9 protein-coding genes are annotated in these 14,170 nt (G+C 65.6%); 6 read left to right on the top strand and 3 right to left on the bottom strand.

Annotated elements, in window-relative coordinates:
* The first annotated feature begins 39 nt into the window (after positions 1–39).
* Together AC1DMG_RS04210 and AC1DMG_RS04215 are read left to right on the top strand one after the other, a co-directional pair.
* Positions 40–1,113, top strand: a complete 1,074-nt coding sequence (locus AC1DMG_RS04210; protein ID WP_477178479.1) for a glycosyltransferase family 4 protein — start codon at positions 40–42, stop codon at positions 1,111–1,113.
* Positions 1,110–2,222 carry a glycosyltransferase family 4 protein gene (locus tag AC1DMG_RS04215; RefSeq protein ID WP_441604560.1) on the top strand — a complete coding sequence of 371 codons (1,113 nt, stop codon included), beginning with the start codon at positions 1,110–1,112 and terminating at the stop codon, positions 2,220–2,222. The genes AC1DMG_RS04210 and AC1DMG_RS04215 overlap by 4 nt, the downstream gene beginning before the upstream one ends.
* On the opposite strand, the gene AC1DMG_RS04220 is transcribed toward AC1DMG_RS04215, so the two are convergent.
* Together AC1DMG_RS04220 and AC1DMG_RS04225 are read right to left on the bottom strand one after the other, a co-directional pair.
* Positions 2,186–3,436, bottom strand: a complete 1,251-nt coding sequence (locus AC1DMG_RS04220; RefSeq protein WP_441604649.1) for a nucleotidyltransferase family protein — start codon at positions 3,434–3,436, stop codon at positions 2,186–2,188. The two genes, AC1DMG_RS04215 and AC1DMG_RS04220, sit on opposite strands and share 37 nt — an antisense overlap.
* 22 nt (positions 3,437–3,458) lie before the next feature.
* Positions 3,459–4,937: a B12-binding domain-containing radical SAM protein gene (locus AC1DMG_RS04225; RefSeq protein ID WP_441604561.1), complete on the bottom strand. Its 1,479-nt coding sequence runs from the start codon at positions 4,935–4,937 to the stop codon at positions 3,459–3,461.
* Between the two features lie 178 nt (positions 4,938–5,115).
* Here AC1DMG_RS04225 and AC1DMG_RS04230 point away from each other — a divergent pair, with 178 nt between their 5' ends.
* A complete protein-coding gene (locus AC1DMG_RS04230) occupies positions 5,116–6,147 on the top strand; it encodes a phosphoenolpyruvate carboxykinase (ATP) (protein ID WP_441604562.1) in 1,032 nt (343 codons plus the stop codon).
* 149 nt (positions 6,148–6,296) lie between these two features.
* Positions 6,297–8,009 carry an ATP-binding cassette domain-containing protein gene (locus tag AC1DMG_RS04235; RefSeq protein WP_441604563.1) on the top strand — a complete coding sequence of 571 codons (1,713 nt, stop codon included), beginning with the start codon at positions 6,297–6,299 and terminating at the stop codon, positions 8,007–8,009.
* On the opposite strand, the gene AC1DMG_RS04240 is transcribed toward AC1DMG_RS04235, so the two are convergent.
* Positions 8,006–8,521 (bottom strand): hypothetical protein, encoded by a 516-nt coding sequence (locus AC1DMG_RS04240; RefSeq protein ID WP_441604564.1) that lies wholly within the window; start codon positions 8,519–8,521, stop codon positions 8,006–8,008. The two genes, AC1DMG_RS04235 and AC1DMG_RS04240, sit on opposite strands and share 4 nt — an antisense overlap.
* Before the next feature lie 366 nt (positions 8,522–8,887).
* On the opposite strand from AC1DMG_RS04240, the gene AC1DMG_RS04245 reads away from it, so the two are divergent.
* Positions 8,888–10,024 carry a response regulator gene (locus tag AC1DMG_RS04245; RefSeq protein WP_441604565.1) on the top strand — a complete coding sequence of 379 codons (1,137 nt, stop codon included), beginning with the start codon at positions 8,888–8,890 and terminating at the stop codon, positions 10,022–10,024.
* Positions 10,025–10,033: 9 nt separating this feature from the next.
* A complete protein-coding gene (locus tag AC1DMG_RS04250) occupies positions 10,034–14,167 on the top strand; it encodes a response regulator (protein ID WP_477180198.1) in 4,134 nt (1,377 codons plus the stop codon).
* Positions 14,168–14,170: the final 3 nt, after the last annotated feature.

Below are 14,170 nucleotides of genomic sequence, written 5' to 3' on the forward strand. Positions count from 1 at the left end.
GTTGCGCAGATCAATTTTATTCCTGCACCGGTGGACCTCATGCCGGCTGACATCCTCCAAACATGGCCTTCGCTGGTGGACATTGCCGAGATCGCCGCGAGCGCAGGCACGCGGGTCAGCGTGGTGCAACTGGCGGCGCATGCGCAGAGCCTGCAGCGCAACGGCGTCGACTATCACTTTGTCGCGGGCCATGACGGCAACGCCACCGATCGCGTTCGACGGATCGCCCGGTTGCTCGGCGAGTTGAACGTCGAGGTGGCACATGTCCACAGTCTTGGCGCAGCCGGCGATGCCTATGCGCTGTCGCGCGAGCTGCCGCAACTGCCGATCCTGTTGCAGGATCACGCCGACCGCATGCCGCCGCGTTGGCGCCGGCTGCGCTGGCGGCGCTGGTACGCGGCGGCGGCAGGCGTTGCCTTCACCGCGCCGGAACTTGCGCGCCCATACGTGACGGCTGGCCTGCTGGGCTTGTCGACGCGACTGTTCGTGATACCCGAATCCACCAGCCGCTTCACCCCGGGCAGTCGCGAGCAGGCGCGGGCCGAGACCGGTCTGCACGGTGACCCCTGCGTGGTCTGGGTGGGGCATCTGCAGTCCGGCAAGGATCCCTTGACGGTGCTGGATGGTGTCGCCGAGGCATCAACGCATCTGCCTGGCCTGCAACTGTGGTGCGCCTTTGGCAGCGCGCCGTTGCTGGCGCAGGTGCAGCAGCGCATCGATGGCGATGCGCGCCTGCACGGGCGCGTGCATCTGCTGGGCAAGGTGCCTCACGAGCAGGTGCAGTCGCTGATGCGCGCCGCCGATATCTTCGTGTCAGGCAGCCATGCGGAAAGCTGCGGCTACGCCCTGCTGGAGGCGATGGCCTGCGGCGTGACGCCGGTGGTGACCAATATTCCTTCGTTTCGCGCCTTGGTAGGCGACATGGGCGAGCTATGGCCGCGCGGCGACGCCAAGGCGCTGACCAGCGCCTTGTTGCGCAGTGCGACGCGCCGCCCGTCGGCTGCCGACGTGCGCCGTCATTTCGACCGCTGTCTGTCGCTGCAGGCGGTGGGTCACCGCTGGGCCGACGCGTATGCACAGCTGCACGCCGGTCGGCGGGGAGGCGCCGCATGAAACTGGCGCTGGTAGTCCCCGGCGGCGTCGATCGCAGCGGCGAATTCCGCGTGATCCCCGTGTTGCTGGCCTTGATTCGCCGTCTTGCCTGCGAGCACGAAGTGCACGTGTTTGCCCTGCGCCAGGAAGCGTCGGCCGACTGCTGGCATCTGGCCGGCGCGCACATCCACAACATCGGCGATGGCTGGTCGCGCCTGCGCGCCATCCAGGCGATACGCAACGAGCATCGCCGTGCGCCGTTTGACCTGGTGCAGGCGATTTTTTCCGGCTCATGCAGTTTCGTAGCGGTGGCGGCAGCGATGCTGCTGCGCCTGCCCAGCTTCGTGCATATCGCCGGCGGCGAGCTGGTCGCATTGCACGATATCGGCTATGGCGGCCGCCAGCGCCTGAAAGGGCGGATTCGCGAAGCGCTGGTGCTGCGCAGTGCGGACGCCGTGACCGCGGCGAGCGTGCCCATCATCGACTCGCTGCAGGCGCTGGGACTGCGCGCCCGTCGCGTGCCGCTGGGCGTGGATCTGCGCGCGTGGCCGCCGTTGCCGCCGCGCTGTCGTCGCACCGGTCGCGCGCGCTTGATCCATGTGGCAAGCCTCAATCGCGTCAAGGATCAATCGACCTTGCTGCGGGCGCTGACCGTGCTGGCCGAATCGGGTGTGGACTTCCAGATGGATATCGTGGGCGTGGACACGCTCGATGGCGAGATCCAGCGACTTGCGCGCGAGCTGCGGCTCAACGGCCACGTGCACTTTCATGGTTTCAAGACGCAGCGCGAGTTGCGGCCGATGATGGAAGCGGCCGACGTGCTGGTGATGTCATCGCGCCATGAGGCCGGACCGCTGGTATTGCTGGAAGCGGCAGTGATGGGGCTGCCCACGGTCGGCACCGCCGTGGGCCATCTGGCGGAATGGTCGCCGAGTGCGGCGTTGGCAGTACCGGTGGGTGATTGGGCAGCGCTGGCGGAGTCGATCAGGCAGGTATTGGCCGATGACGAGCTGCGCCTGCGCCTGGCGGTGGCTGCGCAGCGTCGCGCGGTCACCGAAGATGCGGACTACACCGCCCGCGCCTTCGAAGCACTTTATCTGCAGGTGCTGACGGCCGGTTCCGGGCGCTGAGCCCGGCTCGTGGTGGTTTGCGTCAGCGCGGCGCGCACCACGTACATGGTGTCCATGCGTGGCACCGAACGGGTCAGCAGGGTGACGATGCGGCTCAGCTGGCGCGACTTCGCCCATGGCGAGCCTTGCAGCCAGAGCTGGGTGCGGATCATGTCGTCGCGTTCCTGCTTGGCCTCCTCGGAGGGGCGCAGGCGGTTGAGCAGGTAGTGGCCTGCTTCGCGTACCGAGCGCACCCATTCCAGGCCCGGCCACGCATGCAGCCACAGCTCCGAGCAGGACACCTGGGTGAGCGTGTGATGGCGCGAGACGCTGCGCAGCAGCGCATGACAGTCCAATTCCAGCTCGTACAGCAAGGCAGCCGGCACGGCGCCCTGGTAGTAGCGCGACACCAGCTGCAGCGGCGGCAGTGCCCACCACGGTGCCTCGTCGGTGTCGTGATCCCACAGGACATGCCAGTCGTTGCGCTGCATGCGCGAGGCCAGCAGCGAAATGTCGTTGAGATGGATCAGGCGCAGCGTGCGGCTGCAGATATTGCCCGCGGCATGCAGCAGCAGATGGCACATCAACGCACCGAGCGAGGGGTAGGGCTGGATGCCCGGCAATGGATGGCGCGGATAGATGCGCTCAGTGATATCGACGGTCGCCACCGGCAGCCGTTCCTGGATACGCGTATGCAGCTCGATATTGACCGGCGTGTCGCGATGGTCGCCCAGGCCCACCGTCGGCGTGCCATGGAGCGGTTTGTAGACGCGGTGTTTCCAGCACGCGTAGGACTGCGCGTAACCCAGCGCTTCCAGCAAGGCGCCGGCGCGTTCGGCGTCGGCTTCGCTGACCAGCAGGTCGATGTCGGCCATCGGCCGTTCGCCCGGCGAGTAGACGCCGAGCGCATGCAACGCCGAACCCTTCAGCGCGACCAGCGCAATACCCGCATGGCGCGCATCGGCATCGATGCGTTTCAGCAGGGAGGCGATGCGTTGATGGCGCAGTGCCACGTGTTCGTACTGGCTGTCGATGAAACGGGACCATCCCGGGTTCTGCCAGCGCGGCTGCAGGGCGAACAACGACGCGACGCCGTGCGCGGCAGCTACCGCGGTGGCCAGCCGCCATTCCAGTTCGGTCCAGCCCGGCGTCTCGCCGCTGGGGTGGGCCAGTTCGGCAGCCAGCATCTCGGTGGTGTGTTTCAGACCGGATTTGATGGCGTCCAGCGGTGGCATGGAGGTGGACATGGCGAAGGCATCACACATGGCACGAGGTTCGCGGTCGCAGCGTGATCTCTGCGGCGCCGGTGCGGTGCACCGCCTCGGTGGCGATCAGGGCGTCCCAGCGCGCGTCCAGCGCATGCGCCGCCGTGCGATGGCGATCGGTCTGGCCCACCACTTTCCACTGCTGCACGATCGCCTGTTCGTGCAGCAGGTCGCGCACGTGGCGATAGAACTCCGAATCGTAAGCGCCCTGGAACATCATGGCGAGGTCATCGCTGTCCTGCCAATGCGTCTTCTCGCCGAGCTGCGCCTTCACCTGTTCGTAGAAGCGCGTGCCGGGCAGGGGATAGGACACGCTCACGCCGATGTCATCAGGCGCGGCGCGGGTAATCAGATCGCGCGTGGCCATCAGGTCCTCGAGCTGCTCGCCCAGATAGCCCAGCTGGATGAAATAGCCCACCCGAATGCCTGCCGCGCCGAGCCGCTCGCGCGCCGTGATCAGTTCTTCGACCTTGGTGCCCTTGTTCATGTGATCGAGCACGCGCTGGCTGCCGCTCTCCGCCCCGATCCATGCCTCCTTGCAACCGGCGTGGCTCAGTGCTGCAGCCATGCGCTCGCTCATCAGGTCCGCGCGGGTCTGGATGGTGAAGGGAATGGAACCGTTCGATGCATTCACATGCGCAGCGAATGCCTCCACCCAATCCACGTGGAAGCCAAAGATGTCGTCGGCCAACCAGATGTGGTCGGCCTGGAAGGTGTGCTTGAGGTAACTCATCTCCGCCGCCACGTCTTCAGCGGTGCGGCGGTTGTAGTGATTGCCCCAGATCGGCTTGGCGCACCAGTTGCAGCGGAACGGGCAGCCGCGCGAAGCCGCCATGTTGAGGCTGAAATAGCCGTGGCGTTCTTTCCACAGCGTGCGGTAGCGCTCGATGTCGACCAGGTCCCACGCAGGCTGGCCGACGATGCGCGGATCGGGCGGCACGGCGCCGATTCGCGTCAGCTGCAACTGTCCGGCGCTGCGCGAGGCAACCCCGGGAAGGTTGGCCACCCAATCCTGGGTGCTGATCGTCGGATTCTTGTCGAGCCGTCCCATCAGTTCGATCAACGGCGCGACGCCTTCGCCGATCAACACCGCATCGGCGCCGGCTGCGAGAAAAGCCTCCGGCTGATCGGAAGCATCGGAACCGGCAACGATCACGCGTGCACCGTTGGCGCGCGCCATGGCGATCATCTCGCATGCGGCGTCGCGCATGCGGCCAAGACACATCTTGGTCAGGTAGTTGAAGTTGTCTTCATAGATGACAACGACCTTGGGCGACGCGGCGCGCAAGGACGTGTCGAATTCGTCCACGCCTTCGGCGAGCATGGAGTCGAACAGCGAAACCTCGTGGCCCATGCGCCGCAACAAGGCAGCAACATGCAGGGTCGCGAGCGGCGGATACGGCTTGCCGCGCTCCCATTGCTTGCGGTCGAACCGCAGGAAGTAGGAGTGGCCGACCTGAATCGTTAGCATCTTCGAAGAGCCTCAATGGGTGAGCCCGTTCCACGGCAGACCGACGGCCCGGTCTCCTGCGTTCAAAGCTCGTCGCACGTGAGTGCCGGGCAGGGACGCAGGGGTTGCGGGCTGTTTCGAAAATATTTCGATGTCGCCGCGTGAAGGCTTGTGCTATCACAGCGCCGCAACCCTGCGAATGAAGCTCATGGCCGCGACCTTGGACCTCCTGACGGGCGATCTCAGCCCCGATCCCTTCCTCGAACGGATGCCTGAACGGTATTCGATGGACGTCCATGTGCTGGGCGGCCATTTCCATTTCACCAGCGACAGCGCCGCGCTGATCGACGTGGTGGCGACGGCCTATGCGGGCCTGCCAGCCCACGCGCTGCCGGTGGCGTCACCGGGCTTTCACGTCGAGCTGCGACTCGCACCTGCCGGTGCCGGGCCATCGACGGAGGATCTCCCGCCGGCGCGCATGCAGTCGGGGGCTGGTTTCCTGTGCGGCGTGATGGACGCAAACAACTATGCGGTGCTGTTTCCCGAACAGCGCCGGGCGCTGGTGGTGGCCTCCGCCGATCAGCTGGTGCGTCCGTATCACCTGCGTTATGAGCTGATCGAATTCGCCGTGTTCACGCTGGCCACGCGTGCGCTTTCACTGGCGCCGCTGCACGGCGCCTGCGTGGGCTGGCACGGGCGGGCTGCGCTGGTGATGGGCAGCAGCGGTGCGGGCAAGTCCACGCTGGCCTTGCACAGCCTGCTGCGGGGCATGGACTTTCTTTCCGAGGATGCGGTGTTCGTGCATCCGCCAAGCGGAAAGGTCACCGGCGTGGCGAACTATCTGCACGTGCAGGCGGACGCCCTGCGTTTCGTCGACGAGCAGCGCCTGCGTGACTGGATCGGGCAATCGCCCGTGATCCGCCGCCGCAGCGGCGTGGAGAAGTACGAAGTGGACCTGCGCCATGGCCACGGTCGGCTGGCGCCGGAGCCGCTGGAGCTGGCCTGCGTGGTGTTCGCTTCGGCCCGGTCGGCCGATGATCCGCAGGCCTTGGTGCAGGCCATTCCCGATCACCAGATCGAAGAGCGCCTGCGCGCGGAACAGCCCTACGCGGCGTCGCAGCCAGGGTGGGACGCGTTCGTCGGCGCGATCCGGCGGCGTGGCGCGTACGAGCTGCGGCGTGGCCGTCATCCCGCTGACTCGGTCGACGCCTTGATGCAGCTGTTGGGCTGACGCGACCGCCGCGGCATGCAACCTTCCATGCCCCGCCGCGCACCCATGGGCATGGGAGCTGAAGCGGATCGAGAGGTTTTTCTGCACTGTCATCAGGTGCCACCTGTGCCGCGACGGGCGCGTGTAAGAAGTCGTGTGGTTGGTTAGTCATGCAGAACGCAACCGCACGATCGCATCAGCAGTTACGTGGCCTGTCGCGGCCTTTTTTTGCCACGCTCGCCAGCCTCGGGGCTGGCGGCATCGCGTGGTATGTCGCGTTGTCGCTGGCCAGCGCGCTGATCGGCAATCTCGCTGCGATCTGCCTGGTGCCGCTGGTCGAGCCGGGCCAGCCCTTGCCGTCGGGTTTTGGCTGGCTGGTGCGCGGCCAGGCCGATACGCAAGCGGTGGCCTTCCTGGTGGCGTCAGCACTGTTCGCCTTGCTGCGTTGGCAGGCTGCGCGCGTCGGTGCGCGCCTGAGCGGGCGTTATGCGATGACGCTCAGGCAGACGGTGCATGCCCGTCTGATCGATGCACGACTGTCGTCGTTGTCGGATGCCACCTCGGCCGAGGTGGCCAATGTGCTCACCTACAATATCGAAGTCGTCACCCAGGGCTTCAACGCGCTATTGCAGTTGCTGGTAGCCGGCATGACCGCGGCCGTGACGCTGGCCATGGCGTTGTGGTTGTCGCCACCGCTGTTGCTGGCGGTTCCGTTCGTGCTGGCTTTCGGCTTGATCGCTGCTCGCATCAGCAGTCGCGAGCAGGTGGTGGTGAGCCGGCAATACGTGGCCGATCTCACGCGCCTGTTCTGGTTGAGCGAGGATTTCCCGCGGCGCTGGCGGCATATCCGCTCCTTTGGGCGCGAAGACGCCGAGAAGGCCCATTACGCCGATATCGCGCAGCGGCTTGGCCGCGGCTATCGACGTCAGCAGGAGTTGATCGCGTCCGGTCGGCTCGCGCTGGAGATGCTGGCAGCGCTCGGTATTGCGTCGATCTTCCTGATCGCCAATCGATGGCACGGCGTGGACCGTGCCGCCCTGATCGCGGTATGCCTGTTGCTGGGGCGTCTGCTGCCTTATCTCGTCTCCACCCGGCAAGGGTTCCAGCAGGTTCGCTCTTCCATACCGGCGTTCGAACTGTGGCTTCGCCATGTGGGCATGGCTGCGGCCAAGGCACCGCAGGCGGCCTCTTCGGCACGCTTGAACGAGGCCCTGCATATCCATCAGCTTCGGCTTGAGGCGCCCACGGCGCTGGACTTGCGCGAACTCACCCTGGTGCCCGGTGAACTGACCCTGGTCTGCGGCGATTCGGGCATCGGCAAGAGCAGCCTGGTCGATGTGCTCGCAGGCATGGTGACGCCCGCCATGTTCCGTGCGAGGGTCGGCGGCAAATCCATCGACTTCGCCAGCTACGCCGCACTCGTGCGCAAGTCGGCCTATGTGAGCCAGAGCGTGCGACCGTGGCAAATCACCGTGCGCGAATGCCTGTTGTGGGCCGCGCCGGATGCCACGGAGGCGATGATGCTGCAGGCGCTGGTCGACGTTGGCCTGGGCAAGCGCCTCGCCGATGCATCCACCGCGCTGGATACGACCTTGAACAGTTCGTCCAGCCGCCTGTCTGGCGGCGAGCTGCAGCGCTTGCTGCTGGCCCAGGTGCTGCTGCACGGGCCGGCGATCGCGCTGCTGGACGAGGCCACCAGCGCGCTGGATGCGGAGTCGGAACTGTCCGTGCTTTCCGTGCTCAAGCGCCGCTTGTCGCAAACGGTGCTGATTGTGGTATCCCATCGCGCCGGCGTCGCCGCGGTAGCCGATCAATGCCTGGCGATAGCCGAGGGCAGCGCCACGGTGACGGTGGTGGAAGCCCGGGACGCGGCTGCTTCCTAAGAACCACCCAGCGCATTCGGGTTGGGCGGCAGCGGGCCGAGAAACATCGCGCGCAGCCGCTCCACGCCGATCACGCGCGCCAGTTCGGCAAACACGCAGTAGTTGAAGATCAACACCAGCAGCAGGATCTGGATCGCCCAGAAGTGTGCCCAGTTCATGCTGGCGACGAGCTGGTGATTGGCGGCGGAAAGATCGTGCGTGTCCTTCCAGAACTCGTGCAGACGCTCCAGGTAGTGGATGAAGGTGGCGACCACGGTGTAGATCACGGTTTTCCATGCCGCGTTCCAGATCAGCGGTTTTTCCGGAAAGCGGTTGATGAAGGGCAGCATATTGGCAAGCAGCACCGCCTTGCCCAGGATCAGCGCGGAAATGAGCACCGTGGCGAAGGTGGGCAGCGACAGGCCGGTTCCCCGTGTCAGCAGCGCGCGCACCAGCAGGACGATATTGAGCATGACGAAGAAGAAGATGGTGGGCGGCAGCATCTTCAACATTTCGTGTTTGATTTTCGCCATGGTTCCCATGCTGTTCTCCGCCGATGCGCCAGGCCGGGTGGGGTCGGGGATCACCTGCGCCGGAGGCGTCCCGCGAAGCGTAGACCCGGGCTATTTCATACGCTTGGATACACAGGGTGCTAGCGAACATCTACGTGCATATGACTAAGTAATTTCCCCTAAGTAGATGCAGATCTGGCGAGGCTCACGCAGAGGACACGGACCTACGCGCGATCTTCACGTCGGTTGCGCGCTTATTCCGGCTGGGAAACCAGCGCGCACGTCGCGTCTTTGCGGCATCGGCAGGGTTCCCCGCGGGGGATTGGACATGCCTTATGGCCTGCAACCACGACGACTCATCACACCGCATGCGGAAGGAGCGTTGCCATGGGTGCGACTGGCGTGACCGGCATCCCCACCGTATTGGTGGTGGACGATGCCCCCGACAACCGGATGATCCTGTGCGAACTGCTGACGCCGCTTTATCGCGTCATCGAGGCGCCGGACGGTGAGACCGCCATGCACATGGCCGCCGCCGAACAACCGGACATCATCCTGCTGGATGTGGTGATGCCGGGCATGTCGGGCTTCGATGTCTGTCGCCAGCTGAAGTCCCATGGCGAGACGCGCGGCATCCCCGTGATCTTCCTGACGTCGTTGAACGCGCCCGAGGATGAAACGCGCGGGCTGGTGCTGGGCGGCGTCGACTACATCACCAAGCCGGTGAATCCGCCGGTGGTGATGGCGCGCGTGGCCAACCATCTGCGCCTGCGGGCGGCGGCGGATTTCCTGCGCGACCAGAATGCCTTTCTCGAACAGGAGATCTCGCGCCGCACGCGCGAAGTGACGGCCATCCAGGAGGCCACCGTGGTCGCGCTCACCTCGTTGGCGGAGACACGCGACAACGAAACGGGCAATCACATCCGGCGCACGCAGCATTACGTGAAAGCGCTGGCGGACAAGTTGCAGGATCACCCGCGTTTCGCCGCGACGCTGGATGAAGTCACGCGCCAGATGCTGTTCCAGTCGGCGCCGCTGCACGACATCGGCAAGATCGGCATACCCGATCGCATCCTGCTCAAACAGGGACGCCTGACGCCTGAAGAATACGAGATCATGAAGACGCACACGACGCTGGGGCGCGACGCCTTGCAGCGCGCCGAAGAGCGGCTCACCACGCCCGTGTCGTTTCTGCGCATCGCCAAGGAGATGGCCTATGGCCACCAGGAGCGCTGGGACGGCAGCGGCTATCCGCAGGGGCTCAAAGGAAATGCGATTCCCATCTCGGCACGCCTGATGGCGGTCGCCGATGTCTATGATGCCTTGATCAGCAAGCGCGTCTACAAGCAGGGCATGACGCACGATGCGGCGGCAGCGGCGATTGCCGCCAAGCGCGGTATCGATTTCGATCCCGACATCGTGGATGCCTTTCTTTCCATCCAGGACACGTTTCGCGGTATAGCCCATCGTTTTGCCGATGACGAGGCCGCCCACAGTGGCTCGGCGCATCACCTGGCGACCTGACGCTACGCCATGAACGCGCTGCTCGAACGCCTGCAACGCCTGTCGCTACGTCGACGACTGCAGCTGGGGTTTGGCGGCATCTTTCTGCTGATGACCTTGCTGAGTGTGTACAGCCTTGGCGTACAGCATCTGCAGAAAGAACAGATGCGCCGGCTCTACGAGCAGGACATGCAAGGCCTGCTGCATATCGAGGCGGCACGTGCCGCGCTGGCCGACATGGGGCAGGATCTGCGCGAAGCCGTCTTCATGCGCCAGGGTCCGGCGCGCGCGGAGGCGCTGTACCAGCTGGCCGGAGCGCATACGCTAGTGCGACGCGAAATCGAGCTGGCCAGGACCAGGATCTACCGCGACGCCATTGTGCGCAGCCTGGCCGAGTTCGAGCTCGCATTCTCCGACTATGAGCGGCGGGTGGATACCATCGCCGAACTGCTGGAAACCAAGGCGGACAGTGGGCGCTCCGCCGCCGATCTGATCGTGTCGCCGGAATTTCAGCGCGCCGACGAAGCGGCCAAGCATGCGCTTGAGCGCGTTGAACGCCTCAAGCGGGAAGGGGCCGACGACGAGGTCAAGAACGCCAATGCCCGCTACCTGTTCGGCGTGCAGCTCACGGTCTGGTTGCTGATCCTGGGACTGGTGGCCGGCGTGCTGTTCGGCAGCCTGATCAGCCGCACCATCCGGCGACCCGCCGCCGCCTTTCGGCGCGCACTGGATTCGTTGAGCGCCGGGCAACTGGATATCGCGGTGCCTTATACGGAGTATCCAAACGAAGCCGGCGAACTGGCGCGCGCCATCGTCACCTTGCGGGACGAGGCGCGGCAGATGGCGGCGCGGCGCTGGGTGAAGACACACGTGGCAGCGATCGCCGGCGAGCTGCAATCGCTGACCGGGATGGATGCGCTGGCCGATCGCTTCCTCTGCGCACTCGCGCCCCTGCTGGCGATCAACCATGGCGCGCTCTATATCTTCGAACCGGGCATGCAGCGACTGCGTTTGACAGGCAGCTATGCCGCCGCCGATGCGCGCGAGTTCGTCATGCTGGGCGAGGGGCTGGTGGGACAATGCGCGCTGGATGGCAAGACGCTCAGCCTGCGCGAGGTGCCGGCGGACTACCTCAAGATTGCCTCCGGCCTGGGCGGCACCAGGCCCGCCCAGCTCGTGGTGATGGCTATCCTGCGCAACGATCGACCGCTGGGCGTGGTGGAACTGGCCAGCCTGTCGCCATTCGATGAGGCGCAGCTGGAACTGCTGGACGAATTGATGCCGCTGCTGGCGATGAACGTGGATCTGCTCGAGCGCGCCGCGGATCTGCGCAGTCTGCTCGCCAAGAGCCAGGAGCACGCCGAACTGGCCGCGCGGCAGGCCACCACGCTTTCGGAGAAAACCAGGGAGCTGGAGGCCACCCAGCGCGCCATCGAAGCCGCCCGTGCGTGGTATCGCGGAATCATTGAATCGGCACCCGACGGCATGATGATCGTCGACCAGGAGGGGCGCATCCTGCTGGCCAATCCGCGTCTGGAGACCATTTTCGGCTATGCCAAGGGCGAACTGGACGGCGTGCCGGTGGAACAGCTCGTGCCTGCCGGCATCCATGGGAAACACCGGGGGCTGCGCGGAGCGTTCTTCGCCGAGGGCGTCAGCCGCAAGATGGGTCGAGGCAATGTCGATCTGCGCGGCAGGCGCAGGGACGGCAGCGAGCTGTCGGTGGAGATCGGCGTGTCGTTCCTGCCCGAACTGGACGGGCAGGGCCGTTGCGTCTGCGCCGCCGTGCGTGACGTGAGCGAGCGTCGGATGATGGAGATGGCGCTGGTGCAGAGCCAGGAGCGCCTGCAGACCATCCTCGACAACTCGCCCATCAGCATTGCGGTCTCCACGCAGGGACGCATCTGCTTTGCCAATCCGAAATTCGTGGAGACCTTCGGCACCGGCCTGGGCGACAGTACCGCGCCGATCTACGTGGAAACCGCGGCGCGCGCGCATATCTGGGCGACGCTGGCGCGGGAAGGCTCGGTGACCAATGAAGAGATCCGCATGCACGATGCGCAGCGTCGCGAACGCGACATGGTGGCGACGTTCCTGCCGATCGATTTCGACGGCGAAGCGGGCGTGCTTGCCTGGTTGCTCGATGTCACCGAAGCAAGGGCGGCCGAAGCGGCCATCCGCCACGCCAAAGAAGTGGCCGAGGAGGCCACACGGGCAAAGAGCGCCTTCCTCGCCAATATGAGCCACGAGATCCGCACGCCGATGAACGCCATCATCGGCATGAGTCATCTCGCGCTGGAGTCGTCGCAGGATGCCAGGCAGCGCGGCTACCTGGAGAACATCCATCGATCCGCGGAAAACCTGCTGCGCATCATCAACGACATTCTCGATTTTTCCCGTATCGAAGCCGGTGGCATGAGCCTGGAGCGGGTGGCGTTCAATCTGGACGACGTGATTGGCCAGGTCGCCGGCATCATCGGCCTCAAGGCGCAGGAGAAGGGCCTGGACTTGCTGTTCGAATACGGCGCGGGTCTGCGCCGTTACTGGATCGGCGATCCGCTGCGGCTGGGACAGATCCTGATCAACCTGGGCAACAACGCGGTGAAATTCACAGAGCACGGCGCCATCGTGGTGGGCATCGAGCAGTCCGGCGCGGAGGGCGATGAGGTGATCCTGCACGCCCGCATTCGCGACACCGGCATCGGCATGACGGAGGAACAGTGCCAACGCATTTTCCATCCCTTCGTGCAGGCCGATTCGTCCACCACGCGAAAATACGGCGGCTCCGGACTGGGCCTGGCGATCTCCAAAACACTGGCGGAAATGATGGGCGGCACGATCTGGGTCGACAGCGCGCCGGGACAAGGATCCACCTTTCACGTCGAAGTGCGCGTGGGCGCGGCGCCAGAGGGGGCAGGTGAGAGGCCGTGGCTGGCGCCGGCAGGTACACGGCTGCTCGTCGTCGAAGGTGGCGCGGTGACGCGTGCCGTCGTCGCCGGCATGGCACGCAGGCTGGGCTTTGAGGTGGATGCGGTGGCGAGCGACGAGCAGACGCAGCAGCAGCTGGCGGACGCCAGGGACGCGGCACGCCCGTACAGCGTCGTGCTGATCGATGCGCGCTTGCCCGGCTTCCAAACCGTCATCGACAAACTGAAGCAACCCGCGCACGCGACGGGCGCGGAGCAACTGGTGGTGATCGCCTTTGTCCAGGGCGACGACGCTGCCATCGCCCATGCCATGGAGGTGGATGCACGCCTTGATGTGCTGACCAAGCCAATCACGCCGAAGGGCTTGCGCGAGTCGTTGCGGAACGCGCTTGCGCCGGCCTTGGCAGGCTCAACCCAGATGACGGCTCATCCGTCGCAACCTGAGGCCGTGTCGCTCGCCGGTAGCCGCGTGCTCCTGGTGGAGGACAACGATCTCAACCGCGAGCTGGCCACCGAATTGCTGCGGCGCGCGGGCATCGAAGTCGTCACGGCCGGCAACGGGCGCGAAGCGCTGGAGCGCCTGAGGCAGGATGCCGATGTCGACGGCGTGCTGATGGATTGCCAGATGCCGGTGATGGATGGCTACGCCGCGACGCGCGCCATCCGTGAGCAATTGCACCTCACCGCCCTGCCCATTATCGCGATGACGGCCGACGCGCTCGCTGCCGATCGCGAGAGGGCGATCGCGGCGGGCATGAACGACCACATCGCCAAGCCGCTCGACATCCGCCGCATGTTCGCCACCATGGCGCGATGGATCAAACCGCGTCACGCGGAGTCTGCATCGCCTGGGCCTGGCGGGGAAACCGTGGTGGCCTCGGCTGTGCTTCCCGGCATCGATCAAGCGGCGGGTCTGCGCACCTGTGGCGACAACGCCTCGCTGTATCGGCGGCTGCTGCACCTGTTCCTCGAGAGCAACGCGCACTTCGAGCAGTCATTCCATCAGGCGAGGCAGGGGGACGACGCGTCTGTGGCCTATCGCATGGCCCACACCCTGCGTGGATCGGCCGCCAACATCGGCGCGATCGATGTCGCCGCGGCCGCCGGCGAGTTGCAGCATGCTTGCAAGGAAGGTGCGCCACCAGAGGAGGTCGAGCGCCTGCTGAACAAGCTGATGAAGGCCCTGGGTCCCGTGCTCGATGGCCTGTCCCGATACGACGCGCCACCGGCGAGCTGATGA

Source organism: Dyella sp. 01N36 (assembly GCF_056399745.1).